The sequence below is a fragment of the Caenimonas terrae genome (assembly GCF_042655405.1).
Classification (GTDB): domain Bacteria; phylum Pseudomonadota; class Gammaproteobacteria; order Burkholderiales; family Burkholderiaceae_C; genus Ramlibacter; species Ramlibacter terrae_A.
In genome coordinates this window covers 951,205-972,376 of sequence record NZ_JBHSMF010000009.1, presented here as the reverse complement: position 1 = coordinate 972,376, position 21,172 = coordinate 951,205, and the positions used below count along the sequence as shown (strand labels likewise).

General features: G+C 69.3%; 17 protein-coding genes and 1 pseudogene. 10 read left to right on the top strand and 8 right to left on the bottom strand.

The features are described 5' to 3' along the window. Nucleotides 1-98 precede the first annotated feature (98 nt). Complete coding sequence (locus ACFPOE_RS18465) at nt 99-1,241, top strand: ABC transporter substrate-binding protein (RefSeq protein WP_376851756.1); 1,143 nt, start codon at nt 99-101, stop codon at nt 1,239-1,241. An 80-nt stretch (nt 1,242-1,321) separates the two neighbouring features. Beyond that, nucleotides 1,322-2,431 carry a 5-methyltetrahydropteroyltriglutamate--homocysteine S-methyltransferase gene (locus ACFPOE_RS18460; protein ID WP_376851755.1) on the top strand — a complete coding sequence of 370 codons (1,110 nt, stop codon included), beginning with the start codon at nt 1,322-1,324 and terminating at the stop codon, nt 2,429-2,431. Here ACFPOE_RS18460 and ACFPOE_RS18455 read toward each other — a convergent pair whose 3' ends face one another. Next, nucleotides 2,432-3,082: a DNA-3-methyladenine glycosylase I gene (locus ACFPOE_RS18455; protein ID WP_376851754.1), complete on the bottom strand. Its 651-nt coding sequence runs from the start codon at nt 3,080-3,082 to the stop codon at nt 2,432-2,434. A 22-nt stretch (nt 3,083-3,104) separates the two neighbouring features. On the opposite strand from ACFPOE_RS18455, the gene ACFPOE_RS18450 reads away from it, so the two are divergent. From ACFPOE_RS18450 to ACFPOE_RS18435, 4 genes are all read left to right on the top strand, one after another. Beyond that, on the top strand, nt 3,105-4,694 hold the full coding sequence (locus ACFPOE_RS18450) for a thioredoxin family protein (RefSeq protein WP_376851753.1): 1,590 nt from the start codon (nt 3,105-3,107) through the stop codon (nt 4,692-4,694). Nucleotide 4,695: 1 nt separating this feature from the next. After that, nucleotides 4,696-5,394 (top strand): glutathione S-transferase family protein, encoded by a 699-nt coding sequence (locus tag ACFPOE_RS18445; protein WP_376851752.1) that lies wholly within the window; start codon nt 4,696-4,698, stop codon nt 5,392-5,394. Nucleotides 5,395-5,462: 68 nt separating this feature from the next. Further along, nucleotides 5,463-5,867 (top strand): RNA-binding protein, encoded by a 405-nt coding sequence (locus tag ACFPOE_RS18440; protein ID WP_376851751.1) that lies wholly within the window; start codon nt 5,463-5,465, stop codon nt 5,865-5,867. 92 nt (nt 5,868-5,959) lie between these two features. Further along, nucleotides 5,960-6,853, top strand: coding sequence for a Vgb family protein (locus ACFPOE_RS18435; RefSeq protein ID WP_376851750.1), 894 nt, complete (start codon nt 5,960-5,962; stop codon nt 6,851-6,853). Nucleotides 6,854-6,975: 122 nt separating this feature from the next. Here the strand turns inward: ACFPOE_RS18435 and ACFPOE_RS18430 are convergent, their stop codons facing one another. The 4 genes from ACFPOE_RS18430 to ACFPOE_RS18415 form a co-directional block, all read right to left on the bottom strand. After that, on the bottom strand, nt 6,976-7,878 hold the full coding sequence (locus tag ACFPOE_RS18430) for an SDR family oxidoreductase (protein ID WP_376851749.1): 903 nt from the start codon (nt 7,876-7,878) through the stop codon (nt 6,976-6,978). 178 nt (nt 7,879-8,056) lie between these two features. After that, entirely contained in the window at nt 8,057-9,043 is a 987-nt protein-coding gene (locus ACFPOE_RS18425) for a Bug family tripartite tricarboxylate transporter substrate binding protein (RefSeq protein ID WP_376851748.1), read from the bottom strand. A gap of 26 nt (nt 9,044-9,069) precedes the next feature. Further along, nucleotides 9,070-10,275 (bottom strand): CaiB/BaiF CoA transferase family protein, encoded by a 1,206-nt coding sequence (locus tag ACFPOE_RS18420; protein ID WP_376851747.1) that lies wholly within the window; start codon nt 10,273-10,275, stop codon nt 9,070-9,072. Between the two features lie 7 nt (nt 10,276-10,282). Further along, nucleotides 10,283-11,233 (bottom strand): hydroxymethylglutaryl-CoA lyase, encoded by a 951-nt coding sequence (locus tag ACFPOE_RS18415; RefSeq protein ID WP_376851746.1) that lies wholly within the window; start codon nt 11,231-11,233, stop codon nt 10,283-10,285. A 109-nt stretch (nt 11,234-11,342) separates the two neighbouring features. Between ACFPOE_RS18415 and ACFPOE_RS18410 the strand changes: the two genes are divergently transcribed. From ACFPOE_RS18410 to ACFPOE_RS18400, 3 genes and pseudogenes are all read left to right on the top strand, one after another. Beyond that, complete coding sequence (locus ACFPOE_RS18410; RefSeq protein ID WP_376851745.1) at nt 11,343-12,245, top strand: LysR family transcriptional regulator; 903 nt, start codon at nt 11,343-11,345, stop codon at nt 12,243-12,245. A gap of 4 nt (nt 12,246-12,249) precedes the next feature. Continuing rightward, nucleotides 12,250-12,421: pseudogene (locus ACFPOE_RS18405) on the top strand (aconitase family protein); the annotation flags it as partial. Nucleotides 12,422-12,483: 62 nt separating this feature from the next. Next, a complete protein-coding gene (locus ACFPOE_RS18400; RefSeq protein WP_376851744.1) occupies nt 12,484-13,830 on the top strand; it encodes a TolC family protein in 1,347 nt (448 codons plus the stop codon). Here ACFPOE_RS18400 and ACFPOE_RS18395 read toward each other — a convergent pair. Further along, the gene (locus ACFPOE_RS18395) at nt 13,775-16,447 is read right to left on the bottom strand and encodes a glycosyltransferase (protein WP_376851743.1); all 2,673 of its coding nucleotides are present in this window, start codon (nt 16,445-16,447) and stop codon (nt 13,775-13,777) included. The two genes, ACFPOE_RS18400 and ACFPOE_RS18395, sit on opposite strands and share 56 nt — an antisense overlap. Next, a complete protein-coding gene (locus tag ACFPOE_RS18390) occupies nt 16,444-17,859 on the bottom strand; it encodes an HlyD family efflux transporter periplasmic adaptor subunit (RefSeq protein ID WP_376851742.1) in 1,416 nt (471 codons plus the stop codon). Before ACFPOE_RS18390 ends, ACFPOE_RS18395 begins: the two co-directional genes overlap by 4 nt. 227 nt (nt 17,860-18,086) lie before the next feature. Between ACFPOE_RS18390 and ACFPOE_RS18385 the strand changes: the two genes are divergently transcribed. Further along, on the top strand, nt 18,087-19,586 hold the full coding sequence (locus ACFPOE_RS18385) for a UDP-glucose dehydrogenase family protein (protein WP_376851741.1): 1,500 nt from the start codon (nt 18,087-18,089) through the stop codon (nt 19,584-19,586). Nucleotides 19,587-19,645: 59 nt separating this feature from the next. Here the strand turns inward: ACFPOE_RS18385 and ACFPOE_RS18380 are convergent, their stop codons facing one another. Beyond that, complete coding sequence (locus ACFPOE_RS18380) at nt 19,646-21,169, bottom strand: SpoVR family protein (RefSeq protein WP_376851740.1); 1,524 nt, start codon at nt 21,167-21,169, stop codon at nt 19,646-19,648. Nucleotides 21,170-21,172: the final 3 nt, after the last annotated feature.

The window sequence follows — 21,172 nt, the reverse complement described above, 5'->3', positions numbered from 1 at the left end:
AGATATGCAGGCAGCTGCACATGTAACATATGGATAAACTTCGCTACATATCGTTACCATCGTCGGCAGTTCCCCCCGCCACGACGAAAGGAAGCCGAATGTACCCGATGCGATTCCTGCGCCCCCTCGGCGCAGCCACCATTGCCGCCGCCCTGCTCGCAGGTGCCGTGGCCGCTGCCGCCCAGGAGATCGTGCTGGGCCAGGTCGGCCCGTTCACGGTGATTCCCGTGCCCGACGCACTGGAGATCAACCAGGGCATCAAGGCCTACGTGAAGGAGGCCAACAAGACCGGCATCCGGGGCCGGCAGATCAGCTTCTTCGAGGCCGACGACCGCTACAGCGCCGACGGTTTCGTCGAGCAGTTCGGCAAGGCGCTGCAGAAACGCCCGATCGCCCTGCTGTCCCCGATCGGCTCGAACGCGCTCAAGCGCATGCTCGACGACAAGCTGCTGGACGACGCGCCGGTGATCGTGATCAACGCCATCCCCGGCGCGGAAAGCTTCCGCACCCCGGGCCACCCCAAGCTGTTTCACATCCGCGCCGGCGACAAGCAGCAGATCGAGAAGATCATCACCCACACCCGCACGCTCGGCATGACCAAGCTGGCGGTGCTGTACCAGAGCCTGCAGATCGGCACCTCCGGCTGGGCGATGGCGCAGGAAGCGGTCCGCCAGACTGGCGGTCTCGACCTCAAGGGCGTCATGTCGGCGCCGGAGCCGGCCCCGCTGGCCGCCGCGGCCAAGCAGGTGGGGACGCTGGAAACGCAGGGCGTGCTGGTGATCGGCGCGCCGCGCTTCATGGCGGACGGCGTCGCGGCCCTGCGCAAGGCCGGCGTGACGCAGTCGATCTTCGTCCTGTCCTATGTGCCGCCGGGGCTGATCGTCAAGCTGGCCGGCGTGGCGGGCGCGCGCGGCGTCGGCATCTCCCAGACCTACCCCAACCCGAACGGCCGGGCGCTGCCGCTGGCGCGCGACTTCCAGGCGGCGATGAAGGCGGCGTTCCCGCAGATCACGGAGTACACGCCGTTCCAGCTGGAAGGCTACCTGTCGGCCCGCACGGTCGGCGAGGCGCTCAAGCGCGACAAGGAAGCGGTGCCGACCGCCGCCGGCCTCGGCGCCACCTTGCGCGCGATGGGCGAGATCGACTTCGGCGGCTACCGGGTCGACTTTTCCAAGGGCAACGAGGGCAGCCGCTTCGTCGACATCGGCGTGATCGGCATCGACGGCCGGCTGCGTTACTGAGCCGGGCCCGCGGCCGCGCGCAAGCGTGGCCGAAGAATCGCCTAACATCCGGGCCTGCCATCGCATTACTGGAGACCCCGATGACCCAACTCCCCGCCCGCTACGACCATGTCGGCAGCTTCCTGCGTCCCAAGTACCTGCTCGAGGCGCGCGAGCAGAAGGCCAAGGGCCAGATCACGGCCGAGCAACTGCGCACCGTCGAGGACAAGGCGATCGCCGAGATCGTCAAGTTCCAGCAGGACGTGGGCCTGAAGTCGATCACCGACGGCGAGTTCCGCCGCACCTATTTCCACATCGACTTCCTCGAGCAGCTCGGCGGTGTCAAGACCGACATCCCGGTGACGATCAGGAAGCCCGACGGCACCGAGGAACTGGCGCCGCCGGTGATCCGGGTGATCGACAAGGTGCGCCACGCCAAGGACATCCAGAAGGCCGACTTCGAATACCTCAAGTCGCAGGTCGCGGCCGGCAACACGCCCAAGGTGACGATCCCCTCGCCCACCATGCTGCACTTCCGCGGCGGCCGCGCCGGCATCAGCCGCGAGGCCTATCCCGAGCTCGACCCGGTGTTCTACGACGACGTGGCCAAGGCCTACGGCGACGAGCTGCGCTCGCTGGCCGCCGCCGGCTGCACCTACGTCCAGATGGACGACACCAACCTGGCCTACCTGTGCGACGAGAAGATGCGCGAAGCGGCGCGCCAGCGCGGCGACGACCCCAACGAGCTGCCGCACCGCTACGCCAAGTTCATCAACAAGGTGGTGGCGCAAAAGCCCGCCGGCATGCTGCTGGCGATGCACCTGTGCCGCGGCAACTTCAAGAGCACCCACGCGGCGGCCGGCAACTACGAGCCGGTGGCCGAGGCGCTGCTGCAGGAGATGGACCTGGACGCGTACTTCATGGAGTACGACGACGCCCGCTCCGGCGACTTCAAGCCGCTGCGCTACCTGCCCAAGGGCAAGACCGTGGTGCTGGGCCTGGTCACCACCAAGTTCGGCGAGATGGAAAGCAAGGACGACCTCAAGCGCCGGATCGACGAGGCCGCCAAGTACGCGCCGATGGAGCAGCTGGCGCTGTCGCCCCAGTGCGGCTTTTCCAGCACCGTGCACGGCAACAACATCGCGGTGGAAGCGCAGCGCGCCAAGCTGCGGCTGGTGATCGAGACCGCGCAGGAGATGTGGGGCGGCTGATCAGCGCGGCGCGGGCGGCTCGAAGGCCGACCGCGCGGCCAGTGCCGCCTTGCGCGTCGCGCAGCCTTCGATGTGGTCGTTGACCAGCCCCATCGCCTGCATCAGGGCGTAGACCGTGGTCGGGCCGACGAAGGTCCAGCCGCGCTTCTTCAAGTCCTTGGACAGCGCCAGCGATTCGGGCGACTGCGTGATCGTGCGCAGCGTCTCTCGCGTGATGCGTTTCGGCCGGCTGGCCGGCGCCGGCTCGTGCTGCCAGAAGTAGGCGGCCAGCGAGCCGAATTCCCGCTTCAATTCCAGTGCCCGCTGCGCGTTGTTGATCGCCGAGACGATCTTGCCGCGATGGCGCACGATGCCGGCGTCGCCGACGAGGCGCTCGATGTCTTTCTCGCCGAAGCGCGCCATCTGCTCGGCATCGAAGCCCGCGAAGCCGGCGCGGAAGGCCTCGCGCTTGTTCAGGATGGTCAGCCACGACAGGCCGCTCTGGAAGCCTTCCAGGCAGACCTTCTCGAACAGGCGGCGGTCGTCGGCCACGGGGAAGCCCCATTCGCTGTCGTGGTAGGCGCGGTAGGCCGGCGTGGCCTGGCACCAGCTGCAGCGGCAGGTGCCCTCGTCGTCGGCAAACAGTCCTTCGGCAAGCGTGCGTGTGGCCATGCCCGATGGTAATGTGCAGCCCATGAACGCCACTTCCTCCCCGGTCATGCGGGCCGCCCGCATCGTGGCGGCCGCCACGCTGCTGCTGGCACCGCTGGCGCCGGCCGTCGCGGCCACGTCCGCCGGACCCGTGGCGTGGCTGCCGGCCGCCAGCGACGCCGACGTCGACCGCGCCTTCGCTACCGCCCGGGCCGAGGGCAAGCCGGTGTTCCTGTACTGGGGCGCGGTCTGGTGCCCGCCCTGCAACCAGGTCAAGGCCACGCTGTTCAACCGGCCGGACTTCGTCGAGCGCTCGCGCGCCTTCGTGCCGGTGTACGTGGACGGCGACAAGCCCGGCGCGCAGAAGATTGCCGCGCGCTTCAAGGTCTCCGGCTATCCGACCATGGTGCTGTTCAAGCCGGACGGCACCGAAATCACCCGCCTGCCGGGCGAGGTGGACCCGGAGCGCTACCTGCTGACGCTGACCGCCGGCATGGATGCGCAGGTGCCGGTGAAGGACCTGGTGCGGCGCGCCCTCGCCGGCCAGGCGCTCAGCACCCAGCAGTGGCGCCTGCTGGCCTATTACTCCTGGGACACCGACGAACAGCAGGTGCTGCCCACCGCGCAGCTGCCCGCCACGCTGGCCGGGCTCGCGGCGGCTGCCCCCGCGAGCGACGGGGCGCTGCGCGACCGGCTGGCGTTGAAGGCACTGGCGGCCGCTTCGCGCGCCGAAGGCAAGCCCGATCCCGCTGGCCAGGCCGCCGGGCTGCAACTGGTGGACCGGGTGCTGGCCGATCCGGCGGCAGTGCGCGCGCTGGCCGACGTGCTGGTGGGCTATGCCGACGGCATCGCGCGCCATGTGGCCGTCGACAACACCCGGCGCGAGCTGGCCCTGCGCTGGGACGCGGCGCTGGCGCGGCTGGCGCAGGACCCGTCCATCTCGCGCTCGGAACGCGTCGACGTCCTCGACGCCCGCGTCAGCCTGTGGAAGATCGCCAGCGAGCCGCAACCGCTGGACAACGCCAAGCGCGAGCAGCTGCGGCAGGAGGTCGCCAGCATCGTCGCCGGCGCCACCGACCGCTACGAGCGCCAGGCCGTGGTGCCCAACGCCGCCTCGGTGCTGGCCGAGGCCGGCCTGCTCGATGCGTCCGACGCGCTGCTGAAGGCCGAACTGCCGCGCGCGGTAGCGCCCTACTACCACATGCTCGGACTGGCGAGCAACGCGAACAAGCGCGGCGACACCCGGGCGGCGCTGGACTGGTACGAACAGGCCTGGCGCAAGTCCGAAGGTCCGGCCACCCGCATCCAGTGGGGCGCCGGCTATGTGGGCCATGTGCTGGAGCTGACGCCGTCCGACCTGAAGCGGGTGGCAGCCGCCGGCAATGCGCTGGTGGCGGAGCTGGCGCCGCGCGGCGAGACCTTCTACGAGCGCAACCAGCGCTCGCTGCAGCGGCTGGCCGGCAAGCTGGCCAGGTGGAAAGCCGGCGACCCCGCCCGCGCCAGGGTGGTCGCCGGCCTGCAGGGCAAGCTGGGCCGCGTGTGCGGCAAGCTGCCGGCCCGGGACCCGGGCCGCGCCAACTGCGCGAAGGTGTTCCAGGCGCAGGCGGCCAAGCCCTCTTCGCCGGCGGTATGAGATGGCCACGCCTGCGCACTTCACTCTCTACACCGGGCCCCTGAGCATGTTCGGCGCGAAGGCCGAGATCGCCGCGCTGGAGAAAGGCCTGCAGTTCGAGCGCGTGATGGTGGCCTACGACTCGGCCCGCGGCTACGACCCCAAGCATCCCGAGGTGCTGCGCGTCAATCCGAAGCGCCAGGTGCCGGTGCTGGTGCATGGCGCGGTGGAGATCTTCGACTCCACCCAGATCTTCGAATACCTGGAGGACCTGCAGCCGGAGCCCGCATTGTGGCCGCGCGAGCGCGAGGCACGGGCCCTGGCCCGGCTGCTGGAACACAAGTCGGACGAGGTCTACTTCCCGCACGTGATCCGCCTGATGGGATTGCAGGACGCCCTGCGCGGCGACGCCGCGCAGGCGGCGATCGGCGCCGCGACCGGCTACTACGGCGAGATGGAAGCGCAGCTCGCGGACCGGCCGTTCCTGGCCGGCAGCTATTCGTTCGCCGACATCGCGTTCTACATGGCGGCCCTGTTCGGCGAACGGCAGGGTGCGCCGCTGACGGCTGCCACGCCGCGCCTGCTGCAGTGGCGCGAGCGCATGACGCAGCGCCCCGCCGTGCGCCAGGTGGCCGGCACGATGGCGGCGTGGCTGCGGTCGGTCGGTCGGCCGGTGCCGGTTTTCCTGCGCGGCGCAATGTCCACAATGCAAGTGGTCTGACTCTTGCCCGGCCTGCGGCCCACCCCTACATTGGGACCGGGCCTCTTCGGGGCTCGCAAGGAGCCGACATGAAGCCATTCGCCCTGCAATCGCGCATGCTCACCATGCGCGGCGTCTTCTATCCCACCGGGTACATGTTCGTGATGCTGCCGCGGCTGGAAGACGCCGAGCGGCTGGACCACGACCTGGAAAGCAGCGGCTACCGCGGCCACGACGTGATGCTGGTGCCGCCGGACGCGATCCTCAAGCAGATCGGCGCGACCATCAGCCACGACTTCGACACCCTGCCCTCGCTGGGCACCGAGGCGGCGACGGTCCTGGAGTACGAGCGCCTGGCGCGCCAGGGCGACTGCGCCGTGCTGATCCACGCACCGACCCGGCAGGATTCGGAAACGGTGATGGACGTGGTGCATACGCTGCCGTTCTCCCGCGCGACGCGCTACCGGCCGCTGGTGATCGAAGAACTGAACTGATGCGCAGTCCGTCCAGGCGCGACGCGCTGGGCGCCCTCGTCGCAGCTGCACTGTCGGCGCGCGCGCCGCTCGCCGCGGCCCAATCCGCCCGCATGCAATCCTGGCCGCTGGCCGCGCCGGCGCGCACCGGCATCCATGACGTCGCTCCTGCCCCCGACCGCGGCGTCTGGTTCAGCGCGCAGGCCAGCGGCCACCTGGGCTGGTTCGACCCGGCCAGCGGAAAGACCGAACTGGTAGCGCTCGGCCCGGGCTCGGCGCCGCACGGCGTGATCCAGGGACCGGACAAGGCGGCCTGGCTCACGGACGGCGGGCAGAACGCGATCGTGCGGGTGGCCTGGCCCGAGCGCAGCGTGAAGGTCTACCCGCTGCCTGCTGCATCGCCGCGAGCCAACCTCAACACCTGCGCCTTCGACGGCAACGGCGACCTGTGGTTCACCGGCCAGAACGGCGTGCTTGGCAAGCTGGCCGTCCGGACCGGCCAGGTGACGGCCAGGCCAGCGCCGCGCGGCCCCGGGCCGTACGGCATCTGCGCCACGCCGTCGGGCGAGCTCTGGTACTGCTCGCTGGCGCAATCCTTCATCGCGAAGATCGATGTGCGCAGCGGCGAATCGACGATCGTCGAGCCGCCCACCCGCAACCAGGGCGCGCGCCGGGTCTGGAGCGACAGCAGGGGCAGGATCTGGGTGAGCGAGTGGAACAGCGGCAACCTGTCGGCGTACGAGCCCCGCGGCAACAGCTGGCGCAGCTGGCAACTGCCCGGCGCCTCGCCGCGCGCCTACGCGGTCTACGTCGACGACAAGGACACGGTGTGGGTCTCGGACTGGGGCAGCAACGCCGTGTTCTCGTTCGACCCGCGCAGCGAGAAGTTCGAGCGCCATCCGCTGCCGCGCGAGAACGCGAACATCCGCCAGATCCTGGGCCGGCCCGGCGAGGTGTGGCTGCCCGAGAGCGGCACCGAGCACATCACCGTCATCCGCACCGCCTGAGCCGTCACCCCGGGCTCGACCCGGGGTCCATCGGCCGCGAGCGCAAATGCCGCCGTACCAGGAAGCACAGACGCCTCTTCTTGGTCGACAGAATTTTCTGCTGTTCGCGAGGTCTGCGGGCCTCAGCGCTGCGTCTTGTCCTTGGCGTTCTGCGCCTCGATGCGCTCCCTTGCTTCCTGCCAGTCGGCGTCGCTCCAGTTGCGCAGCTCGTAGAAGTTGCCGCCGGTGGCCAGCGAATTGCCGCCGTCCATCATGATGCTCTGGCCGGTCAGCCAGTCGCACTGGCCGGGCGCCATCAGGAAGGCCGACAGGTTCTGCAGCTCGCTCATCTTGCCGGGCCGCGCCATCGGGTTGCCCTTGATGCTGCGCGCGCCGGGCTGCTCGCCGGGGTTCAGGCGCTTGCTCATGCCCTCGGTGGGAATCTCGCCCGGGCCGACGGCATTGAGCCGGACGCCGAACCGCGCCCACTCGACCGCCAGCGACTTGGTCATCACCTCGATGCCGGCCTTGCTCATCGCCGACGGCACCACATAGGGCGAGCCGTTGTCGACCCAGGTGACGATGATGCTCATGACGTTGCGATAGGGCTGGCCCGCCTGCCACGAACCCGCCTTGGCGTCGGCCACCCAGCGCTTGCCCACCGCCTGCGTGACGTAGAAGGTGCCGTGGAACACGATGTTGGCGATGGCGTCGAAGGCGCGCGGCGACAGGCTCTCGGTCGGCGCGATGAAGTTGCCGGCAGCGTTGTTCACCAGGCCGGTGAGGCCGCCGTCCTGCCACAGTGCGTCGACCATCTCTTCCACCTGCTGCGCGATGCGGATGTCGACGCCGAAGGTGTCGATCCTGCGGCCGGGAAACTTCGCCCGCCAGGCATCGGCCGTTTCGTCGCAGACCGACTTGCGCCGGCCGCAGATCGCGAGGTCGGCGCCCAGCGCCAGGAAGTTCTCGGCCATCGCCTGGCCCAGGCCGGTGCCGCCGCCGGTGACCAGGATGCGCTGGCCCTGCATGAGTTGGGGTTGGAACATGACGGTCTCCTGAACAAGACCGCCAGTCTAGGTCCATCCCGTCATCGCGGCCAACAGCCGGGATCCGGACGCCACGAACGCGAATGCCGCTATCAGGAAGAAGAGGCGCTTCTTCCTCGATCGACGGTATCGGGTTCGAGAGGGATGGACCCCGGGTCACGCCCGGGGTGGCAGAGCGTTACTGCGGCTCGAGCCCGACCTTCTTGACCAGCGCGGCATACTTGGCCAGCTCGCGGCGGAAGGCCGCAGTCGCCTGCTCGCTGCTGCCGATGGCGATGGTGTTGCCCTGCTTGGCCATCGCGTCCTTGACGGCCGGATCGGCAAACGCCGTGACCACGGCGTCATGCGCCTTCTTCACCGCCGCCGGGCTCATGCCCTTGGGGCCGATCACGGCGAACCAGGCTTCCACCACGAAGTCGCGCATGCCCTGCTCGACGAAGGTCGGGATCTCCGGCGCGGCCGGGGTGCGCTGCGCGGTCAGCATGCCGATGGCGCGCAGGGCGCCGCTCTTGATGTGGGCCTGCACGCTGGGCAGGGCCGCGGTGCCGAACTCCACCTGGCCGCCGATGATGTCGGTGACCATCGGGCCGACGCCCTTGTACGGGATGTGCTTGGCGGTGACGCCCGCTTCTTCCAGGAACATCTCGGTGGCCAGGTGCAGGATGGTGCCGTTGCCGCCGGAGGCGAAGTTGTACTGGCCCGGCTTGCTCTTGAGCAGCGCGATGAATTCCTTGGCGTTGGTCGCCGGCACCTTGGCCGGGTTGACCACCAGCACCATCGGCGTCGCGCCGACCACGGCGATCGGCGTGAAGTCGTTCGGCATGTCGAAGGGCAGCGTCTTGATCACGCTGGGGAAGATCACCACGTTGTTGGAGACCACGGCCAGCGTGTTGCCGTCCGGCGCCGAGCGGGCCAGCGCCTGCAGGCCGACGATGCCGCCGGCGCCCGGCTGGTTGTCGACGATGACGGTGGCGCCCAGCGCCCTGGACAGCGCCGGCTGGGCGGCGCGGGTGATCGCGTCCACGCCGGAGCCGGTGGCGTTCGGCAGGATGAAGCGGACGGTGCCCGATTGCGCGGCGGCCATGCCCGGCAGGCCGATGGCGGCGAGGCCGGCGGCAGCGCACAGCGCCTGGCGGCGGGACAGGGAAAGAGTGTTGGTTGTCATTGGGTTCCTGGATGTAATGCGACGCCTCAGGCGACGGCGGATTTTGCCAGCAGTGCGTCGACCTGTTCCGGCGCGTAGCCGGCGCCGGCCAGCAGCTCGCGGCTGTGCTGGCCCAGCCGCGGCGGGTCCAGCCGCACGCCCAGGCGCCGGCCTTCCATGGTGATCGGGAACAGCGTGGTCTTGACCGTCTGGCCCGCCTTGTCGCCGTCGGGCAGGGTGACGTCGGCCAGCCCGCCGGTGGCCAGCAGGTGCTCGTCGTCGAACAGGTCCTCGGGCCGGCGGATCGGCGCGAACGGCAGGCCGGCCCTCTCCATTGCCGATGCCAGGTCTGCCGCACTGCGATGGGCAAAGCGCTCGCGCAGCGCCGCCAGCAGCCGCGGCCGCTGCACCACGCGCAGGTTGTTGGTGGCCAGCTCCGGCTCGCCCTTGAGGTCGGCAAAGCCGAAGATGTCGCAGAACTTTTCCCACTGGGCGTCGCTGACCGCGGCCAGGAAGATCTGCTCCCCGTCCTTGACGGTGAACACGTCGTACACGGCCCAGGGGTTGTCGCGCGCCGGCAGCGGCGCGGCCGGCTTGCCGGTCATCGCGTACTGCAGCATGTGCTGGCCCATCAGGAACACGTTGTTCTCGTACAGCGCCGACTGGATCTCCATGCCCTTGCCGGTGATGCCGCGCTGGATCAGCGCGCCCAGCGCGCCGATGGCGCCGAACAGGCCGCCCATGATGTCGTTGACGCTGGTGCCGGCGCGCAACGGGTCGCCCGGGCGCCCCGTCATGTAGGCCAGGCCGCCCATCATCTGCACCACTTCGTCCAGCGCGGTGCGGTGGTCGTAGGGGCCGGGCAGGAAGCCCTTGTGGCTGACGTAGATCAGCCGCGGGTTGGTCGCGGACAGGCAGGCGTAGTCCAGACCGTACTTCGCCATCGTCCCGGGCTTGAAGTTCTCCGCCACCACGTCGGCGGTGGCGCACAGCCTGCGCGCCACCGCGGCGCCCTCGGCGCTGTGCAGGTCGATGCCGATGCTCTTCTTGTTGCGGTTGAACATGGGGAAGAAGCCCGCGCCGGCGCCCAGCAGGCGGCGGGTGCGGTCGCCGTCGATCGGCTCGACCTTGATCACCTCGGCGCCCATGTCGGCCAGCAGCATGCCGCAGGTCGGGCCCATCACCATGTGGGTGAATTCGATCACCCGCAGGCCGGCGAGCGGCTGCGGCGAGGTGCTTGCGATAGCGGTCATGAGAACCTTAGTGCACTGCCGCTGCCGGCAGCATGGTCTTGGGAAGTCCGGCGCGCCACAGCGAGCCGCGCAGGGTCTCGCCTTCCAGCCAGCCGGCCAGCTTGCCGCGCAGGGCGATCAACCGGTCGAAGTCCTGGCCGGTGGCGATGCCCATGCTGGCCAGCATGTAGGCTAGGTCCTCGGTGGCGACGTTGCCGCTGGCGCCCGGTGCGTGCGGGCAGCCGCCGATGCCGCCCAGGCAGGCGTCGAAGCGGGTGATGCCCAGCTCCAGCGCCGCATACACGTTGGCCAGTCCCAGGCCGCGGGTGTCGTGGAAATGGCCGCAATTGAGCCGGTCGCCGGCCACCGGCAGCACCAGTTCGAACAGCTCGCGCACCATGCGCGGATCGGCGTAGCCCACGGTATCGGCCAGGCCGACCCGGTCGACCCCGGCGTCCAGCACCGCCTTGACCAGCCGCAGCACCTCGGCCGGTTCGACCCGGCCCTGGATGGTGCAGCCGAAGGCGGTGCTGATGCCTACCTCGATCAGCGTGGAGCAGCCGGCGGCGTCGCGCGCCGCGCGGATCCGGCCGATCTCGGCCACCACCTCGTCGGGCGTCTTGCGCAGGTTGGCCAGGCTGTGGGCATGGCTGGCGGACAGCGGCAGCAGCATCAGCGGCGCGCCGGCGTCGATGGCGCGCTCGGCGCCCTTGAGGTTGGGCACCAGCACGGAAGCCAGCAGGCCGGGCAGCGTCAGCGCGTACGCCAGCACCTCGCCGGCGTCGGCCAGCTGCGGAAGAAGACGCGGCGGGACGAAGGAGCTGACCTCGATCTCGCGCTGGCCGGCCTCGTAGGCGCCGCGCAGCCATTCGAGCTTGCGTTCGGTGGGCATCACCTGGGCGATGCTTTGCAGCCCGTCGCGCAGGCCGACCTCGCGGATGGTCACGCGCTTCGGGAAGGCGCTGGTCGGTGCACTCAAGTTGTCTCCGGTCGTTGGAATCGCAGGCCCGCAGTTTAGAATTTCCAAACCGCCACGGCTCGGTTATTTCGGAAGCCCAGTGGTTCCCGATCGGAATATCTAGACGCCAATGCGCGACCTCGACCTCACCACCCTGCGCCTGTTCGTGGCCGTCTGCGACGCCGGCAACATCGCGCGCGCCGGCGAGCAGTGCGCCATCGTCGGCTCGGCGATCAGCAAGCGGCTGGCGCAGCTGGAGGCCACCGTCGGCACGCCGCTGCTGCTGCGCAAGCGCCACGGCGTCGCGCCGACGCCGGCCGGCCAGAGCCTGCTGGAGCACGCGCGCGGCATGCTGGCGGGCGCCGGCCGCATCGAGCGCGACATGCAGGCCTTCTCCTGCGGGCTGCGCGGCCAGGTGCGGATCCTGGCCTCCGCGTCGGCGATGGCGGAGTCGCTGGCCGACGACGTCGCCGCCTTCCTGAAGGCGCCGGCCCACGCCAAGATCCAGGTCGACATGGAAGAGCGGATCAGCCCGGAGGTGGTGCGCGGCGTGCGCGACGGCACCGCCTCGCTGGGGATCTGCTGGGACGCGGCCGACATCGGCAGCCTGCAGCAGCGGCGCTACCGCAGCGACCACCTGTGCATGGTGGTGCCGGCCGGCCATCCGCTGGCGCGCCGCAAGGCCCTGCGCTTCGAGCAGACCCTGGACTACGACCACGTCAGCCTGCCGATCAACAGCGCGGTGCAGGTGATGCTGCAGCGCGCCGCCGCGCGCATCGGCCGCACCGTCAACTACCGCGTGATCGTCAGCAGCTTCGAGGCGGCGCTGCGCGTGGTGCGCGCCGGCCTGGCGATCAGCCTGGTGCCGCGCGAGGTCGGCCAGTTGCAGGCGCAGGCCTGGAACCTGAAGCTGATCCCGCTGGACGAGCCGTGGGCCCGGCGCCGCTTCATCATCTGCTTTCGAGACGCGATGGCGCTGTCGCCCGCGGCGCAGCTGCTGGCCGACCACCTCACCCAGCCGGACACCCCATGACCTCCACGAGGTGCTGGCCTGGGCGGTTGCCAACGGCCGGCGCGTCGCCCCCGGTATGGCGCTGTCCCTGCAGTACGGCACGACCGCGGTGCGCGATTACTGCACCGCGCAGGGCGACGACCGCACCTTCGACACCGTCGGCGCGCATCCTGCAGCCATCGTGCGGCGCCTGCGCCAAGACAAATCACGCCCCGATCAGCCCCTTTTTTCCGGGGCGCCGCATAGAATTTGGGCGCCCATGCGCAATAAGAACAACCGCCTGCCGGCCTCCTCCCTGTGTTGCACGGCCCTGGCGGTCGCGGCGCTGGCAGCAGCCCTCCCCGTGCGCTCGCAGCCGCCGCCTTCGCCGTCGGCGTCCCAGTCGCAGAACCAGCCGGTCCGGCTGAGGCTGGCCAACAGCCTGTGCACCAGCATGACCGGCGCCGTGCTCACCAGCCAGCAGGTGCCGCCGATGAAGCCGGATGCCGGCCCCGCCGGCGCCAACACCGAACTGGCGGCGCGCATGCAAGGCCGGCGCGACGAGTATTTTTCCCGGCTCGACGGGCTGGCGCCCTTCGACGGCCTGTATGTGGCGACCACCAGCGACGTGGCGCAGGACGGCCAGACGCGTTATTCCTTCGGGCTGGAATGGGAGCTGTACAACCAGGGCCGCGACGAGGCCCGCAAGCGCCTGGACCGGGCCCGCATCGAGGGCAAGACGCAATACCTGCAGCAACTGCGGGACGTGGAGCAGCGCCAGCTGCAGGAGAACCTGCTGGCGGTGGACCAGATGCGCAACCGCCTGCTGGCCCTGCTGTACGAGCGCGAGGCGGCCGCGATCCGGCCGGTGCTGGAACGCCGCCGGGCCGAACTGGCGGCCGGCCGCGCCACCCGCGCCGACGTCGCCGAGATCGAGTTCAAGGCCGAGCGCGCCGCGTTGCGGCGGGCGTATTACGCCGGCACCAGCGACGTGCTGGTGTATCCGCAGGCGCAGGAGCTGATCAACCGCATCGAGTCGGTGGTGCTGCGGCCCAACCCGGAGCTGGTGGACCGCGCGGTCGCCCGCTCGCCGGATTACCAGCTGCAGGGCCTGCTGGCCAGCCGCGGCGACTACCTGCCCACGCTCAAGGACAACCTGTCGCTGCGCCTGTACATGGAGCGCTCCAAGGAGTTCGAGCGCGGCCCGCAGAACATCGTCGGCGCCCGCGTGCGCGTGCCGCTGGGCAGCGACGGCGGCGTGCGCGACGCCGAGCAGGCGGCGCGTACCGGCTACCTCGAACAGCAGGAATCGATCCGCGCCGGCCTGCAGCAGCGGCTCACCATGCTGGCCGACCGGCTGCGCCTGAAGCAGAACGACATGCGCCTGCTGCAGGCCGAAAACAAGCTGCTGCGCACCAAGGCCGACCTGGCCTGCTACCGGCTGGATTTCCCGGTACGCAACATTGCCGGCGACCCCGACCGCGAGGTGGAGGAGCTGACGCTGCTGCTGCACGAGAAGCAGCGCGAGATCCTGTCGGCGCGGCTGGACGTGCTGGAAGTGCTGACCGAGATCAGCGCTGCGGTGAAGCCCGAGCGGCCTGAGGAGCTGTATTCCCTAGGGCAGTGAACTCGTTGCCCGGCCCGTCGGGCGGCGCCCAGCCGGCGTTGCCCGGCGTGCGGAACACCTGGCCCCACTTGTGCTGCGGCGGCACCTCGGACTTCATTGCGGTGGCGACGTTGTGGTGCGAGTACCCGCCGTGGAAGTTGACGTCCACCCCGCTGGCGATGTTCTCCAGCCGGTTGAAGGCCGAACTCCACTGCAGCGCGATGTGGCGGATGTTGCGCACCTCGCAGCCGCTCACCAGTCCGCGGTAGCTGCGCGCGATCCGCAGGTAGCCGCTGCCCTCGTCGCCCTTGTTCCAGGCGCCGTCCAGCCGGCAGTCGCGCAGCGCGAAGCCGTAGCTGTTCTCGATCGACACCGGATGGCGCCCGGCGGAGAGCACCGCCACCTTGTCGATGGTGACGCCCTGGGTCCACTCCAGCGCGATGCCGTCCACCGAGACATCGGGAAACAGGTTCTCGTAGCGGTGCGCCACTTCGGCGATGGCGTGGTCGCCGGCGCGCTGTTCGATGGTGAAGCCCGTCAGGTGCACGTCCGCCACCGCTGTCACGCGATAGGCCTTGGCCAGGCCGGCCGCCCAGGTCAGGCCGGCCGGCTGCTCCACCCGCAGCAGGTTGCCGTCGGCCGACTGCACCTTCAGCAGCGCCTGGCGCAGGAACGGATAGGTGCGGCGCCAGTGCTGGCTGCCGATGGCGTCAAAGAAGGCCTCGTCGTTCGGCTGCTTGACCAGCACCAGCTCGCCGGGCCGCAGCTGCACCACCCGGTCCAGCCGCAGCGCCGTCGTCTCCGGGCCGGCAGCTTCGGCCAGCACGCCCAGTTCCGGCCCCAGCTTGCCTTCGACGCCGATCACCGCGCTGCCGCGCCCGGTCAGATGCGAGACGATGCGGGTGGCATCGACGCCGGCGCCGGCCAGCGTGATGCCGCCCTCGTGGATCGTCACCGGCTTGAAGAAATCGAGCTGGCCGGCCGGCAGCCGGATCACCACCGGGGCGCCGCCGGCGCGGTCGATGATGGTCTGCAGCGCCGCCGCGTCGTCCTGGCCGTCGCCCGGCGTCACGCCGTACGCCCCCGCATCGATCACGTGCGGGCCGGACGACTTGGAGAACATGCCGGCGTCCGGCATCCGCAGCGCGCTGTGCGCCACCAGCACGGTGAAGCCGAAGGCGGCGAAGGACGCCGCCATCAGGCTGCCCGGCACCAGCCGCGCCAGCCAGTTGCGGCGCCCGCCGCCGTCCTGGCGGGTCTTGCCCTTGCTCCAGTTCTGGTCGTTCAGGTGGAAGGACGCATGGATCTTGATGATCGCGCCGACCCACTGCGTGTAGAGCATCGTCGGGATCGAGCGCATGCTGACCCGGTGGCCGTGGTAGGTGATCATCACCAGCTGCACCAGCCGCACCAGCACCGCCCAGGCGATGTACATCGGCAGGTAGAAGATGGTCTTGACCGCGGCCAGCGCCAGCGCGCCGGAGATGCCCACCAGCGAGGTCCACATCGACAGCCGCTGGTCCAGGATGCAGAACCAGATGAACCAGCCGGTGCAGCCCGGCCCCAGCGCCAGCGCCCGCGGGTTGTTGCGCAGCGTGTTGCCGAACCAGCGGTACGGCAGCGAGAAGGTGGCCTTGAAGAAGCCGATGTCGCGGCTCTCCAGCGAGCAGCAGGTCACGTCCGGGATGTAGAGCATCTTCCAGCCCTGGCGCAGCACGTGGAACCACGAGCTCTTGTCGTCGCCCATCAGGAAGCGGAACTTGCCGTGCATCCAGTGCTGGATCATGTCGTTCTCGATCGCGCTGCCGATGAACTCCTCGGTGACCACGATCGCGGTGCGCAGCATCGAGAAGCGGCCGGTGAGCGTCATCACCTTGTGCGACAGGCTGTGCGACTGGAACTGCACGTTGCGCTCGGCGAACTTGAGCGCGAACCAGTCCTTGTACCAGGCCGAGCGGGCGTGGACCCAGGCCACCTCGTTGGTGGTGAGCGCGCCCAGGTCGCCGAAGGCGGTGAAGAACGGCAGCGTGCGGCGCAGCGCGCCCGGCTCCAGCCACGAGTCGCCGTCCATGAACACGGTGACGCTGTCGGTCTCGTCGTGGTAGCGGCGCGCCACCGCCCGCAGCGCGTGGCCCAGCGCGATCCGCTTGCCCTGGCTCTGGCGCTGGAACACCAGTTCCACGTGCAGCCGGCCCGGATGGGCGAGGTAGACGCCGTTGATGACGGCTTCGTCGGCGTCGCTGCCGACCGCGACCACCACCGTGGCTTCGCACGGCAGCTCCGCCAGGTTGGCCATCAGCGACTGGAAGCTCTCCACGCTGACCCACGGCTCTTCCAGGTAGCTGGCCACCACGACGAACACCCGGCGCGGGAAGCGCCCGGCCGCGGCCACCGCGTCCGCCTGCCGGCGCAGCGCCGGAAAGTGGAAGCGCGCATACAGCCAGGCCCGCACGAAATGCATCCATTGCCAGCCGTAGCGCCAGGCGCCGAACACACCGATGGCCAGCAGCGTGCCGTGCTCCAGCGGGTGCACCTGGGCCCGGGACCACAGGAACAGCGGCACGGCGATCGCGCCGTAGCACAGCAGCGGCAGCACCAGCGAACGCCAGGCGGCGTTGCGCAGCGCCCGCTGCTTCATATCCAGCCGCCGAAATTGCCCAGCGTCCGCACCCACACGGTGACCCGGGCGTTGGCCGGCAGCCGGACCTTCTTGTCGTCGAACTCCAGCTTGATCAGCGTTTCGTTCAGGCCGCCTTCCATGGTCGGCAGGCTGGCGGCATTGACCGCGGCCAGGCCGATGGCGCTGATGGTGGCCGGATAGCGCCGGTCCTCGAACGGCACGTAGACCGTCGCCGGCATGCCCAGGCGCAGCTTGAGCGCATCGTCGTTGGGCAGGCGCAGCAGCACGCTGGGCGTGATGTCGGATTCGAGCAGCACCACCGGATCGCGCGCCGAGACGTATTCGCCCGCCACCTTGTCGACCGCGAACACCTTGCCCTTGCGCGGCGCCCGCACCGTCTGGTCGGTGGCCTGGCGCGCCAGCAGCATCTTCTTGGCCGCCAGCTCGATCCGCATGCGTGCCAGCTGGTCGCCGGACTCGAAGGTGGCGGTGCGGCTGGCACCCTCGGCCACCTGGCGCAGGTAGTTGTTGCGCTGGTCGCTGACATCGGCGGCCACCTTCATCAGGTCGACCTGCGAGATCACGCCGTTCTCGAACAGCTTGCGGGCGTTGGACAGCTCCTGCTCGCGCAGGCCGCTGTCCTGCTTCAGCGAGGACAGCAGGCCGGCCTCGGCGCCCAGGCGCGCCTGCTGCACGCGGTTCTGTTCGCGGGTGAGCACCGCGAGCTGCTGCTCCATCAGGTCCACCTCGGTCTTCAGGGCGTTGATGGCCGGGTTCTCCACCGTGAACAGCGGCGCGTTGGCCTCGACGAAGCTCTGCGGCGTGGCCAGCACCTTGGCCAGCCGGCCGTCGTAGTTGGCGGTGACGCGCTCGATGCTGCCGTTGACGAAGCCGGTGCCCTCGATCTTGTAGGCGAAGTTGTAGAACAGCAGCGAGGCCACCGCGGCAATCACGGCGAAGCCGAGCACGACGGCCGCGTAGTTGCGCTTGCGAAAGCCCTGCAGCGTGCCGTGGGGCGCCGGCTGGGCCAGGTTCAGCGGCAGCTCGATCGGCGAGACCGTCACCGGCGAGGAGGCCACGGCGACGATGTCCTCGACGTCGCCCAGCTTGCCGTCCACCGACAGCTCGATGTAGTGGCGCAGCACGCGCTTGTTGCGCGCGCTCAGCTCGTGGAAGTCGAAGCCGTACACCTCGTCGTGGCGGGCCCGGAACTTCAGTTCGACCGCGATCGTCAGGGTCGATTCCAGCATCGGGAAGCTGATGCGGGCCGGCACCACGCTGCCCGGCTCCGGCTCCTCCTGCAGGCCCACCACGCCGATGCCGGTGGTCGACCAGTTGCTCACGCCGTAGGTGGCGCCCCCGATCTCCACGTACAGCGGGATCGCCACGCGCAGCGACTTGCGTTTCGAGTTGGGCTCCCTCGTGATCACGGCATTACTCCAGGGGTGCGGCCCGCGCGAACAGTGCGCAGCAATCCGTGGGCTCATGGTCGCCAAAACGCGCCCACTGCAGAGGCCGTAAATCCCGCAACCGGATGTAGGAGCGTGCCTACCGGCGAATGCGCCGCGTCGGCGGGACCGGCGGCGCAGCGCGAATCCAGACTGTGGCCAGCGATTTTCTTCAACCATTCACGGACGTCGGCTGGGAGGCCGTTCACATGAACATCACGATCATCGGCACCGGCTACGTCGGCCTCGTCACCGGCGCCTGCCTGGCGGAACTGGGCAACAACGTGTTCTGCCTGGACCTGGACCAGCGCAAGGTGGACCTGCTCAACGCCGGCGGCATGCCGATCTACGAGCCGGGGCTCAAGGAGATCATCGAGCGCAACGTGGAGGAAGGACGGCTGCGCTTTTCCAGCGACGTCGAGGCCAGCGTCGCCTTCGCCAACGTGCAGTACATCGCGGTGGGCACGCCCAGCGGCGAGGACGGCAGCGCCGACCTGCAGTACGTGCTGGCGGCCGGCCGCGCGATCGGCCGCCACATGCGCGACTTCAAGGTCATCGTCGACAAGTCCACCGTTCCGGTCGGCACCGCCGACAAGGTGCGGCAGGCGATCCTGGAGCAACTGGCCGAACGCGGGATGGCCCACCTGCAGTATTCGGTGATCAGCAACCCGGAGTTCCTCAAGGAAGGCGCGGCGGTCGACGATTTCATGCGCCCCGACCGGATCGTGCTGGGCGTGGACGACGACGCGCAGGGCCGGCACGCGCTGGCGATCATGCGCGAGCTGTACGCGCCATTCAACCGCAACCACGAGCGCACCCGCGTGATGGACGTGCGCAGCGCCGAATTCACCAAGTACGCGGCCAACGCGATGCTGGCCACCCGGATCAGTTTCATGAACGAGCTGGCCAACCTGGCCGACAGGGTCGGCGCCGACATCGAGCTGGTGCGCCAGGGCATCGGCTCCGATCCGCGCATCGGCTACAGCTTCCTGTACGCCGGCACCGGCTACGGCGGCAGCTGCTTTCCCAAGGACGTGCGGGCGCTGGCGCAGACCGCGGCCGAGTACGGCCACGAGATGAAGATCCTGGCGGCGGTGGACGAAGTCAACCAGCGCCAGAAGAACGTGCTGGCCGACAAGGTGTTCGAGCAGTTCGGCCCGGACCTGCGCGGACTGAGCTTCGCCGTCTGGGGCCTGGCCTTCAAGCCCAACACCGACGACATGCGCGAGGCGCCCAGCCGCACGCTGATCGGCGCCCTGCTGCGCGCCGGCGCCGGCGTCGCCGCCCACGACCCGGTCGCGGTGGAACAGACCCGGCTGGCGCTGGCGGAGGATTTCGCCGACCGCCCGGAACTGCTGCAGAACATCCGCTACGTCGACAAGCCGATGGAGGCGGTGCAGGGCGCCGACGCGCTGATCGTGGTCACGGAGTGGAAGAACTACCGCAGCCCGCACCTGGCGGCACTCAAGACCGCGCTGATGAATCCGCTGATCATCGACGGCCGCAACCTGTACGACCCGCACCAGGTCACGGCGGCCGGCTTCACCTACCTGGCCGTGGGCCGCAACAACCTGGCGCTGCTGGAAGCGGCCCGCCGCAAGGCCCAGGAAGCCGACCTCGAAGTGGCCGCCGCGCTGCTGGCCCATGCCGGCGTGGAGGCCCAGCCGGCGGCGCAGCAGCAGATGGCGCAAGCGCAACTGCTGAATTGAAGCAGGGCGTTGGCGGATGCCGGATCGAGTCCGGCATGACAGGCTAGCGCGGCGACAGCCTAGGCGTGGGCCGTCGGCGTCACTTCCCAGTGCTGCAGCACGCGATCCTGCGCGTCCACGCTTTCCAGCCGCACGCGAAAGCCCCACAGCCGCGCCACGTGCCGCACCACTTCCTCGGCGCTGTTGTCCAGCGGCCGGTCGTTGTGGCGGGTGTGGCGCAGCGTCAGCGAGCGGTCGCCGCGCAGGTTGACGTTCCACACCTGGATGTTCGGTTCGCGCGCACTCAGGTCGTGCTGGCGCGCCAGCGATTCGCGCACCCGGCGGTAGCCGGCGTCGTCGTGGATCGCGGCCACTTCCAGCTCGCGCGATGAAGCGTCGTCGACGATCGAGAACAGCCGGAACTCGCGCATCAGCCGCGGCGACAGGTATTGCCCGATGAAGCTCTCGTCCTTGAAGTGGCGCATCGCGTAATCCAGCGTCTTGAGCCAGTCCGAGCCGGCGATGTCGGGGAACCATTCACGGTCCTCGTCGGTGGGGTGCTCGCAGATGCGGCGCAGGTCGGTGAACATCGCGAAGCCCAGCGCATACGGGTTGATGCCGCTGTAGCCCGGGTGCGTGACCGGCGGTTGGAACACCACGTTGGTGTGCGAGCTGAGGAACTCCATCATGAAGCCGTCGGCCAGCTGGCCCTGCTCGTACATCTTGTTGAGCAGCGTGTAATGCCAGAAGGTCGCCCAGCCCTCGTTCATCACCTGGGTCTGGCGCTGCGGATAGAAGTACTGCGCGATCTTGCGCACGATCCGCACGATCTCGCGCTGCCACGGCTCCAGCAGCGGCGCGTTCTTCTCCACGAAATACAGGATGTTCTCCTGCGGCTCCTCGGGAAAGCGGCGCTGCTCCTTCTTGGACTGCTTGCCGGGCGACTTGGGCAGGGTGCGCCACATGTCGTTGATCTGCTGCTGGAGATAGGCCTCGCGGTCCTTGCGGCGCAGTTCCTCCTCCACCAGCGAGATCTTCTGCGGTCGCCGATAGCGGTCCACGCCGTAATGCATCAGCGCGTGGCAGGCGTCCAGCACCTCTTCCACCGCGTCCAGGCCGTGCCTCTCCTCGCATTCGGCGATGTACGACTTGGCATACACCAGGTAGTCGATGATCGAGCTGGCATCCGTCCACATCCGGAACAAGTAGTTGCCCTTGAAGAAGGAGTTGTGGCCGAAGCAGGCATGGGCCATCACCAGCGCCTGCATCGGCATGGTGTTCTCTTCCATCAGGTAGGCGATGCAGGGATCGGAATTGATCACGATCTCGTAGGCCAGGCCCATGTGGCCGCGCCGGTAGTTCTTCTCGCTGGAGATGAACTGCTTGCCGAAGGACCAGTGCCGGTAGTTGACCGGCATGCCGACCGAAGCATAGGCATCGAGCATCTGCTCGGCGGAGATCAGCTCCAGCTGCACCGGATAGGTGTCAAGGCCGAAGCCCTGCGCCGTCTTCTTGATGGCGTCGAAGTAGGTTTCGATCAGCTCGAAGGTCCAGTCCGACGGACTGGGCAGGCGCTCGTGGCGGATGACGGCTTGCTCGCTCATAAA

Coding starts and splice junctions, on each gene's coding strand:
- ACFPOE_RS18465 (WP_376851756.1), top strand. CDS start 99: ATGTACCCGATGCGATTCCTGCGCCCCCTCGGCGCAGCCACCATTGCC.
- ACFPOE_RS18460 (WP_376851755.1), top strand. CDS start 1,322: ATGACCCAACTCCCCGCCCGCTACGACCATGTCGGCAGCTTCCTGCGT.
- ACFPOE_RS18455 (WP_376851754.1), bottom strand. CDS start 3,082: ATGGCCACACGCACGCTTGCCGAAGGACTGTTTGCCGACGACGAGGGC.
- ACFPOE_RS18450 (WP_376851753.1), top strand. CDS start 3,105: ATGAACGCCACTTCCTCCCCGGTCATGCGGGCCGCCCGCATCGTGGCG.
- ACFPOE_RS18445 (WP_376851752.1), top strand. CDS start 4,696: ATGGCCACGCCTGCGCACTTCACTCTCTACACCGGGCCCCTGAGCATG.
- ACFPOE_RS18440 (WP_376851751.1), top strand. CDS start 5,463: ATGAAGCCATTCGCCCTGCAATCGCGCATGCTCACCATGCGCGGCGTC.
- ACFPOE_RS18435 (WP_376851750.1), top strand. CDS start 5,960: ATGCAATCCTGGCCGCTGGCCGCGCCGGCGCGCACCGGCATCCATGAC.
- ACFPOE_RS18430 (WP_376851749.1), bottom strand. CDS start 7,878: ATGTTCCAACCCCAACTCATGCAGGGCCAGCGCATCCTGGTCACCGGC.
- ACFPOE_RS18425 (WP_376851748.1), bottom strand. CDS start 9,043: ATGACAACCAACACTCTTTCCCTGTCCCGCCGCCAGGCGCTGTGCGCT.
- ACFPOE_RS18420 (WP_376851747.1), bottom strand. CDS start 10,275: ATGACCGCTATCGCAAGCACCTCGCCGCAGCCGCTCGCCGGCCTGCGG.
- ACFPOE_RS18410 (WP_376851745.1), top strand. CDS start 11,343: ATGCGCGACCTCGACCTCACCACCCTGCGCCTGTTCGTGGCCGTCTGC.
- ACFPOE_RS18400 (WP_376851744.1), top strand. CDS start 12,484: ATGCGCAATAAGAACAACCGCCTGCCGGCCTCCTCCCTGTGTTGCACG.
- ACFPOE_RS18395 (WP_376851743.1), bottom strand. CDS start 16,447: ATGAAGCAGCGGGCGCTGCGCAACGCCGCCTGGCGTTCGCTGGTGCTG.
- ACFPOE_RS18385 (WP_376851741.1), top strand. CDS start 18,087: ATGAACATCACGATCATCGGCACCGGCTACGTCGGCCTCGTCACCGGC.
- ACFPOE_RS18380 (WP_376851740.1), bottom strand. CDS start 21,169: ATGAGCGAGCAAGCCGTCATCCGCCACGAGCGCCTGCCCAGTCCGTCG.